The sequence below is a fragment of the Quyinboa ferrireducens genome (assembly GCF_042436675.1).
In the GTDB taxonomy this organism is placed as follows: Bacteria; Bacteroidota; Bacteroidia; order Bacteroidales; family UBA5342; genus JBHJHP01.
The window spans coordinates 1-1,314 of the sequence record NZ_JBHMVA010000064.1 but is presented as its reverse complement, the minus strand read 5'-3'; the positions used below and the strand labels follow the sequence as shown (position 1 = coordinate 1,314).

At 38.5% G+C, this 1,314-nt stretch carries 1 protein-coding gene; it reads left to right on the top strand.

Annotated elements, in window-relative coordinates; genetic code table 11:
- Positions 1-89 precede the first annotated feature (89 nt).
- The gene (locus tag ACE01N_RS20405) at positions 90-1,271 is read left to right on the top strand and encodes an integrase core domain-containing protein (protein ID WP_380592913.1); all 1,182 of its coding nucleotides are present in this window, start codon (positions 90-92) and stop codon (positions 1,269-1,271) included.
- Positions 1,272-1,314: the final 43 nt, after the last annotated feature.

Here is a 1,314-nt window from a genome sequence, read left to right as displayed (position 1 = left end):
GGTACGATATAGGGACATCCTTTACAAAGTTATAGTGACATAGTTTACACTTTTTAAGTTGTAATTTGAGAAATAAAACTCAAATTATTATGCCTTGGAAAGACACAACAGCTATGGAGCAAAAAGTAGAGTTTATATGTGAATGGAATACAGGAAAGTATACTATTACGGAATTATGCAAAGCCTTCGACATCTCCCGTCCGACGGCTTACAGATTGATTCGCAATTATGAGAATCATGGAATTGAAGGTCTTTTGGAGAAGTCAAAAGCCCCCAGGAGCCATCCCAATAAGACAAAAAAAGAAATTGAGGATAAGGTGTTAGAGCTGAAAGAAGAATACAAACGCTGGGGAGCTAAAAAGCTTCATAAGTTATTATATAACGACTTTGACGCTTCAGAAATCCCAACTATTTTAACCGTTCATAATATTTTATTACGGAACGGCCTTGTATGTCCTCAGAAACGATGTAGGAGGGTTAAACCGGTTCACCCAATCTATGACCCCAAAGAATGTAATGAAGTATGGAGCGCTGATTATAAAGGGAAATTTTTAATGGGCAACAAGAAGTACTGCCACCCCTTAACAATCGCTGATTCTAAGAGTAGGTATTTGTTTACTGCAAAGGGGCATTATGGGGAAAAGTTTAAACCCGTAAAAGAAGAATTTACCAGGGTGTTTAGAAAGTATGGGATGCCCAAACAAATACACACAGATAATGGTGCTCCATTTGGTGCTGTAGCTGCAATACAGCGCTTCACGAGATTGTCCTATTGGTTTATAGATTTGGGGGTTATGCCAGTATATTCAGATCCTGCGCACCCTGAACAGAATGGAAGACATGAGCGCATGCATCGCGACTTAAAGGCCTCATGTGCCTCTCCTTCTAACTTTGATTTAAGGTCTCAGCAACGCAAGCTGAACAGCTTTGTAAGAGAATATAATCAGGTTCGCCCACATGAAGCTTTAGGTATGGAAACACCAGCTAAAGTCCATCAATACTCCAATAGACCTTTTCCTGAACGAATAAGAGACTGGGACTATCCAAGTAACATGAAGGTTTTAAAAGTTACCAAGAATGGATCTGTCCGTTGGGGAGCTTACTGGTGGGTTTATGTATCAGCTAGTCTGATGGATAGATATATTGGAACAGAGGAAGTTGGCAACGGAATTTGGAAAGCATTTTATAGAAATGTATTTTTAGGTTACTTTAATGAAAAAGATATAAGAGACAAAGAAAAACCAATAAGGCTAAGCACTAATTTAGTGTAAAGCATGTGCTTATAACTTTGTAAACCATGTGCTTTAACAAACA

What these genes read in the sequence shown, in the direction of transcription:
- ACE01N_RS20405 (WP_380592913.1), top strand. Translation starts at nt 90, where the DNA reads ATGCCTTGGAAAGACACAACAGCTATGGAGCAAAAAGTAGAGTTTATA.